Source organism: Pseudonocardia sp., from assembly GCF_035305885.1.
In the GTDB taxonomy this organism is placed as follows: domain Bacteria; phylum Actinomycetota; class Actinomycetes; order Mycobacteriales; family Pseudonocardiaceae; genus Pseudonocardia.
The window spans coordinates 67,862-74,204 of the sequence record NZ_DATGOP010000022.1; the positions used below are offsets into that span (position 1 = coordinate 67,862).

Consider the following 6,343-nt stretch of genomic DNA (forward strand, 5'->3'; position numbering starts at 1 on the left):
TCGTCGCGTCGGTCGGGCCCGTTCGGCTCGGCGCCGGGATGCGGTGGGCGGAACGCGCCGTGATCGTTCCGTGATCGGGGAAATCGGCGAACGGCGCGTCAGGGGAGCGTGCGGAAGCGCGACCGGGTGGAGTCGAGCGCCTGCTTCGCGTAGATCCCGGCGCCGCCGCCGAGCAGCAGGCCGACGAGGTCCACCGGGACCGACGAGCTCGAGGTGAGCAGCAGGCCGAGCAGCGCGACGCCGGCCGTGCCGCCCGCGACCTTCCAGCGGCTGTTGACGTAGTCGGTGGTGGTGCCGCCCGACAGGCCCTTCTTCTTCGCCGCGTTGCCCAGCAGCGCGAGGTAGAGGACGTGGAAGGCCGCGACTCCCAGCCCGGCCAGGGCGATCACCGCCGCGACGATCCCGAACACCGCACCCATGGGCACAAGGGTGCCATGGAACGGGGCTCGTGCGCCCCGTCGCCGCGCGGTTCCCTCAGCTGGTTCCCAGCCGCCCGCGGCCGAGCCGCAGCAGCAGCAGCGCGAGGTCGCGGCCCTCGCTGCCGAGCTCGCGGAACCGGGCGAGCACGGCCATCTCCCGGCTGTAGACGATCCGCGGGCCACCCGCGGCCATCCGGGCCTTCCCGATGCGCCTGGACACCTCGGTGCGGCGCTTGACCAGGCGCAGGATCTCCGCGTCCAGCTGGTCGATCTCCAGGCGGAGCGCGTCGATGTCGTCGGCGGTGGCGTCGACGGCGTTGGCAGCGGCGTCGGTGGCGGACTCGTCGGTCGTCACGGTCACGGTCTCCTCCTGCAGGTGCCCGGCCCGGACCCGCGACGCGAGAACGCCCCGGGTCCTGCGGACTCCGGGGCGTCGTGGGGGCTGATCAGCTGGCCACGGGCACCGGTGTCCGGTACCCGTAGAAAAATCGGCGGCCGATCAGAAGCACGGGAGCAGTGTGCCACACCGGGCGCCGTCGGGGGGCGGCGGTACCCTCGCGGCACGATGAGTGCGCTGTTCGAACTCCCCGCAGACACGCCGGTCCAGCCCCGCACCGAGCGGGGCGCGGCCCTGCTGGAGGGGCTCAACGCGCGCCAGCGCGAGGCGGTGGTGCACGCCGGCTCGCCCCTGCTGATCGTGGCGGGAGCGGGGTCGGGCAAGACCCGCGTCCTGACCCACCGCATCGCGTGGCTGCTCGCCGAGCGCGGGGTCCACCCCGGCGAGGTCATGGCGATCACCTTCACCAACAAGGCCGCGGCCGAGATGAAGGAGCGCGTCGACGCGCTCGTCGGCAGGCGCGCCGGCGCGATGTGGGTGTCCACGTTCCACTCGATGTGCGTGCGCATCCTGCGCCGGGAGGCCAAGCACCTGGGCGTGCGCAGCGCGTTCTCCGTCTACGACGCCGACGACACGCGCCGGCTCGTCGGGCTGGTCCTGCGCGACCTCGAGCTCGACCCGAAGAAGTTCTCCGCCCGCGGCGTCGCGGCGCAGATCTCCAACCTCAAGAACGAGCTGTGCTCGCCCGAGGAGGCCGCCGAGCGCGCGGCCAACGAGTTCGAGCGCAAGGTCGCCGAGGTCTACGGCGTCTACCAGGCCCGGCTGCGCACCGCCAACGCGTTCGACTTCGACGACCTGATCATGGAGACGGTCGCGCTGCTGCAGCGGCTGCCCGCCGTCGCCGAGTACTACCGCCGCCGGTTCCGCCACGTTCTGGTCGACGAGTACCAGGACACCAACCACGCCCAGTACGTGCTGGTGCGCGAGCTGGTCACCCCGGCCGCCGATGGCGTCGAGCCCGCCGAGCTGTGCGTGGTGGGCGACTCCGACCAGTCGATCTACGCGTTCCGCGGCGCGAGCATCCGCAACATCATCGAGTTCGAGCAGGACTTCCCGAACGCGCGCACGATCATGCTGGAGCAGAACTACCGCTCCACGCAGAACATCCTGTCCGCGGCCAACGCGGTGATCTCGCGCAACCCGAACCGCCGCGACAAGCGGCTGTGGTCCGACCAGGGCGACGGGGAGAAGGTCGTCGGGTACGTCGCCGACAACGAGCACGACGAGGCAGCGTTCGTCGCGCAGGAGATCGACCGCCTCGTCGACTCCGGCGAGTTCCGCAATTCGGACATCGCGGTCTTCTACCGCACCAACTCGCAGTCGCGCGTGTTCGAGGACGTGTTCCTGCGCGTCGGCCTGCCGTACAAGGTCGTCGGCGGGGTGCGCTTCTACGAGCGCAAGGAGGTGCGCGACGCGCTGGCCTACCTGCGGGTGCTCGCCAACCCGGAGGACACCGTCAGCCTGCGCCGCATCCTCAACGTGCCCAAGCGGGGCATCGGCGAGCGCGCCGAGGAGGTGGTGGCCGCGTTCGCCGACCGGGAGCGGATCTCGTTCGCGGCGGCGCTGCGGATCGCCGCGGAGCAGCCGGAGCGGATCCCCGGGCTGGCCACCCGCTCGCAGCGGTGCATCGCCGCGTTCGTCCGGCTGCTCGACGAACTCACCGAGCTGGTGGAGCAGGGCGAGGACACCGCGGAGATCCTCGAGGCGGTCTACGCGCGCACCGGCTACACCGCCGAGCTGGAGGCGAGCGACGACCCGCAGGACGGCTCCCGCCGGGAGAACCTCGCCGAGCTGGTCACGGTGGCCCGGGAGTTCGCGGGCGACGCCGCGGTGGCCGACCTCGACGAGTCCGACGTCGAGGCGGGCGCGCCGCCGCCCGGCTCGCTCGCCGCGTTCCTCGAGCGGGTGGCGCTGGTGGCCGACGCCGACTCGGTGCCGGGCAGCGACGAGGGCATGGTCACGCTGATGACCCTGCACACGGCCAAGGGGCTGGAGTTCCCGGTCGTGTTCCTCACCGGCTGGGAGGACGGGGTGTTCCCGCACATGCGGGCGATGGGCGACCCGGACGAGCTGGCCGAGGAGCGGCGCCTGGCCTACGTGGGCATCACGCGCGCGCAGAAGCGGCTGTACCTGTCCCGGGCGATGAGCCGCTCGTCGTTCGGTCAGCCCAACGCCAACCCGGCCTCCCGGTTCCTCGCCGAGGTGCCCGACGAGCTGGTCGAGTGGCGGCGGGCCGAGCCGGAGCGCTCGGCGCCGGTGGGCCGGTTCGGCTTCGGCCGCAGGCCGGGTGCCACCGACCGGGGCAGCTGGAACGTGCCGAAGGCGGCGCTCAAGGCGTCGATCTCGCTCGACGTGGGCGACCGGGTCAACCACGACAAGTACGGCCTCGGCACCGTGATCGAGTCCGACAAGGCCACCCAGCGGGTGCTGATCGACTTCGGCAGCGCGGGCACGGTCCGGCTGATGCTCATCGGCGGCGTGCCGCTGCAGAAGCTGTAGCTAGTAGCGGATCCCGCGCTTGCGCAGCCAGGTCAGCGGGTTGATCTTGGAGCCGTCCTTGCTCCAGATCTCCAGGTGCAGGTGCGGGCCGGTGGAGTAGCCGCGGTTGCCGATCTCGGCGATCTCCTCGCCGGCCTTCACCTTCTGGCCCTCGCGGACGAACGAGCGGTTCACGTGCCCGTAGACGCTCTGCGTGCCGTCGGTGTGCCGCAGCACCACCCACAGCCCGTAACCCGTCGCGGGGCCGGACTCCTCGACCACCGCGTCGGTGAGCGCGTAGATCGGCGTGCCGATCGGGCCCGCGATGTCGATGCCCTCGTGCTGCCGCCCCCAGCGGCTGCCGAACAGCGACGTCAGGTGGCCCACCGTCGGCTTGACGTACGCGGTGTCGCCGTACAGGTAGGCCTCGGGGGCGCCGTCGGCCAGCGCGGCCTCGATGATCGCCGCCTGCCGGGCGAGCTCGCGCCCGATGTCCACCGCCTTGGCGAGGTTCTGCACGTCGACCATGGACTCCGGGTCGAGCGCGTCGACCGCGAGCGGGTCGGGCAGCAGCTGGTTGCCGCCGATCGCGCCCTCGAAGGCGGCCTCGGGGTCGGCGGGCGCCGCCTCCTTGGTCACCGCGGCCACGGGCTGCAACGCGGCGACGGCGTCGTCGCCCCCGAAGAACGTGGTCGCGGCGGTCTGCCCGCCCGCCACCACGGCACCGGCGGCCACCGCGGCCACGGTGGCGCGACCGCGCACCGGGGCGGCAGGAGGCGCCGGGAGACGGTGCACTCCCGGGACGTCGACGACGCGCAGGGGCGTCGTGCGTCCCGGATCGTCCGCCTGGGCGCCGCTGGGGGAGCGGTGGCGCGCCAAGACCTGCCCTTCTCGACTGACCGGGGTGCCGCGTCCGGCCGGGCGGCTCGGGCTGGGGAGGACCCGGGCGACGTTCGGGGGGACGCCGCCGCACCGCCGTGATCGGCTTGTGACGCGGACCGGGGGAAGGTAGCGAGGCAGCTCGGCTAGCGGCAACTCCTCGCTCGGCGTGGCCGCGCGGTCGACGCAGCGTCAGGATTCGGGTGACGCTCGGTCGCGGAGCGTCCCGAAGTGACCCGCGAGTAGGTCTGACCTGGGCGAAACGGGTGAACCCGGCCCACCGTCCGGCCCAGCGACGTGGCTACCCGGTGCACCGTCCGGGGGTCGACCGGTAGTGCCAAGTGACCGACGTCACGTATTTCGAGCTCCTCCACCTCCAGGTCGGGGTGGCGCAGGCGGCCGTTGCGCTGCGGCAGCACCAGCTGGTCCATGCGGCTCCACACCACGAGGAACCGCGTGCGGCACCCCGGGGCGGGTTCGGTGAGCTCGGCGATGACGTCCGATCCCGGCCGGAGCTGGCGGGCGAGCGGCGTCGGCAGCAGGTGGGCGGCGAGCGTGCCCCCGTGCGGGCTGCCGAGCGTGACGAGCGTGTCCACCGCCGCGTCCCCGCCCATCCGCTGGACGTGGTAGCGGGCGATCACGCCGCCGAGGGAGTGGCCCACGATGTGGATCCGCTCGGCGCCCGCACGCTCGCGCACCTGGTCGACGTGCTCGTGCAGCCGCCGGGCGGCGGTCCGGATGTCCTCGGTGAGGAGGCTGTAGTTCACCGCGTGCACGACGCCGAAGCCGCGGCGCTTGAGCGCCCGGCGGAACACGGTGAACACCGACCGGTTGTCCATGATCCCGTGCAGCAGCAGGATCGGCGTTCCCGCCGCCTCGATGTCGGTGACCACGAGGCTGCGCCGCAGCGGGGGCAGCGGGTCGGTGCGGTGGCCGGTCGGGTTCTCCAGCTGCTCGTGCACGAACCCGGCCGGGTAGACGGCGAGGTGCGCGGCGAGCCACGCCCACTCCACGGCGAGCCCGCGCACGCCGGCCGGGCAGCCGAACGTCCGCGCGGCGTAGGCGCCGGCGCGCGTGAGGTCCGCCGCGGCGGCTCGCGCCACCTCGGCCACGCGGGCGAGGCGGTCCACCCCTGCATGGACCAGCGCCATGGGGGAACGGTAGGTGAGGACGGCCTTCCCCGCCCGTTCTGGCGGTGTCGTCGCTGACGGTGGTGGAGCAGGGTGACTGTCGTCACCGGACCAGGTCAGGGCGGGTGCGGATCGCGTCGCTAGGGTCAGCGGGGCAGCGATTTTCGCGGGCCCGGCGCCCGCGACGCACAGCGGAGTGGGCAGGGAGAACCCGAGTGGACCTCTACGAGTACCAGGCGAAGGAGCTCTTCGCCGCGCACGGAGTGCCGGTCCTGCCGGGCCGCACGGTCGAGACGCCGGAGGAGGCCGGCGCCGCCGCCGCGGAGCTCGGCACAGCCGTCGTGGTGAAGGCCCAGGTCAAGACCGGCGGCCGCGGCAAGGCGGGCGGCGTCAAGCTGGCCCAGACCCCCGAGGAGGCCAAGGAGAAGGCCGCCGCGATCCTCGGCATGGACATCAAGGGCCACACCGTGCACCAGGTGCTGGTCACCGAGGCCAGCGACATCGCCGAGGAGTACTACTTCTCGTTCCTGCTGGACCGCTCGAACCGCACGTTCCTCGCCATGTGCTCCGCCGAGGGCGGCATGGAGATCGAGCAGCTCGCCGTGGAGCGCCCCGAGGCGCTGGCCCGCGTGCCCGTCGACCCGATCGCGGGCGTCGACCGCGCGAAGGCGGCCGACATCGTGGCGCAGGCGAAGATCCCGGCCGCGGTCGCCGACCAGGCCGCCGACGTGATCGTCAAGCTGTGGGAGACGTTCGTCTCCGAGGACGCCACGCTGGTCGAGGTCAACCCGCTGGTGCGCGACCCGCAGGACAAGATCCTCGCCCTCGACGGGAAGGTCACGCTGGACGACAACGCGGCGTTCCGGCACCCGGGGCACGCGGACCTGGTCGACCAGCGGACCGAGGACCCCCTGGAGGCGAAGGCGAAGGCGAAGGACCTCAACTACGTCAAGCTGGACGGTGAGGTCGGGATCATCGGCAACGGTGCGGGCCTGGTGATGTCGACCCTCGACGTGGTGGCCTACGCCGGGGAGCGGCAC

At 72.8% G+C, this 6,343-nt stretch carries 6 protein-coding genes; 2 read left to right on the forward strand and 4 right to left on the reverse strand.

The genetic code is table 11. From position 1 onward, the window contains the following. Window positions 1-98: 98 nt before the first annotated feature. Together VKZ81_RS04000 and VKZ81_RS04005 are read right to left on the reverse strand one after the other, a co-directional pair. A complete protein-coding gene (locus tag VKZ81_RS04000) occupies window positions 99-419 on the reverse strand; it encodes a hypothetical protein (RefSeq protein ID WP_324240020.1) in 321 nt (106 codons plus the stop codon). Between the two features lie 55 nt (window positions 420-474). After that, a complete protein-coding gene (locus VKZ81_RS04005) occupies window positions 475-780 on the reverse strand; it encodes a chorismate mutase (protein ID WP_414709325.1) in 306 nt (101 codons plus the stop codon). 204 nt (window positions 781-984) lie between these two features. Between VKZ81_RS04005 and pcrA the strand changes: the two genes are divergently transcribed. Continuing rightward, on the forward strand, window positions 985-3,315 hold the full coding sequence (gene pcrA, locus VKZ81_RS04010) for a DNA helicase PcrA (protein ID WP_324240021.1): 2,331 nt from the start codon (window positions 985-987) through the stop codon (window positions 3,313-3,315). Here the strand turns inward: pcrA and VKZ81_RS04015 are convergent, their stop codons facing one another. Continuing rightward, complete coding sequence (locus tag VKZ81_RS04015) at window positions 3,316-4,029, reverse strand: M23 family metallopeptidase (protein ID WP_324240022.1); 714 nt, start codon at window positions 4,027-4,029, stop codon at window positions 3,316-3,318. A gap of 290 nt (window positions 4,030-4,319) precedes the next feature. Beyond that, window positions 4,320-5,324 carry an esterase/lipase family protein gene (locus tag VKZ81_RS04020; RefSeq protein ID WP_324240023.1) on the reverse strand — a complete coding sequence of 335 codons (1,005 nt, stop codon included), beginning with the start codon at window positions 5,322-5,324 and terminating at the stop codon, window positions 4,320-4,322. 194 nt (window positions 5,325-5,518) lie between these two features. Between VKZ81_RS04020 and sucC the strand changes: the two genes are divergently transcribed. Continuing rightward, the coding region (sucC, locus tag VKZ81_RS04025) for an ADP-forming succinate--CoA ligase subunit beta (RefSeq protein ID WP_324240024.1) at window positions 5,519-6,343 on the forward strand (825 nt) is incomplete at its 3' end.

What these genes read in the sequence shown, in the direction of transcription:
- VKZ81_RS04000 (WP_324240020.1), bottom strand. Translation starts at nt 419, where the DNA reads ATGGGTGCGGTGTTCGGGATCGTCGCGGCGGTGATCGCCCTGGCCGGG.
- pcrA (WP_324240021.1), top strand. Translation starts at nt 985, where the DNA reads ATGAGTGCGCTGTTCGAACTCCCCGCAGACACGCCGGTCCAGCCCCGC.
- VKZ81_RS04020 (WP_324240023.1), bottom strand. Translation starts at nt 5,324, where the DNA reads ATGGCGCTGGTCCATGCAGGGGTGGACCGCCTCGCCCGCGTGGCCGAG.